At 62.3% G+C, this 626-nt stretch carries 1 pseudogene; it reads left to right on the plus strand.

Features of this window, described 5'->3' with window-relative positions:
* Positions 1 to 79 precede the first annotated feature (79 nt).
* Positions 80 to 626 (plus strand): annotated as a pseudogene (locus EH240_RS37285) (IS5 family transposase); the annotation flags it as partial.

The raw sequence follows: 626 nt of genomic DNA on the forward strand, positions 1-626 counted from the left end.
GCGTGTCTTCAGTTAGGGGATTCCCAAATCAGTCTTTGAGTGATTCATAGGCGGTCGGTTTGATTTGGGGAACCGACCGATGCGGCGATACGGGCTTCGCGACGACCAGTGGGATCGGATCAAGGATTTCCTGCCGGGCCGTGAGGGCCATGTGGGTGGGACGGCGCAGGACAACCGCCTGTTTGTCGAAGCGGTGCTCTACCGCTACCGGGCGGGCATTCCTTGGCGGGACCTGCCGCCGCGTTTCGGTGACTGGAAGATTGTCTGGCAACGCTTCGACCGGTGGGCCAAGAGCGGCGTTTTTGACCGTATCTTCAAGACTTTGGCCAGTGATCACGACAACGAGTACATGTCGCTGGACGCAACCATCGTGCGGGCCCACCAGCACAGCGCCGGCGCCCAAAAAAAGCGGGCCAAGACCAAGCCATCGGACGCTCCCGAGGCGGACTGACCACCAAGATCCACGCCATGGTCGACGCCCTGGGCAACCCCGTCGGCTTCTCTCTGACCCCCGGCCAAGCCTCCGATCTTAGCCAGGCTGAGCCGCTGCTCGACCAAGTCGACCCGCAAGCCCTCCTTGCCGACAAGGCCTACGACGCCGACGCTCTCATCCAGAACCTCGAGGA

This window comes from Mesorhizobium tamadayense, from assembly GCF_003863365.1.
GTDB classification, from domain to species: domain Bacteria; phylum Pseudomonadota; class Alphaproteobacteria; order Rhizobiales; family Rhizobiaceae; genus Mesorhizobium; species Mesorhizobium tamadayense.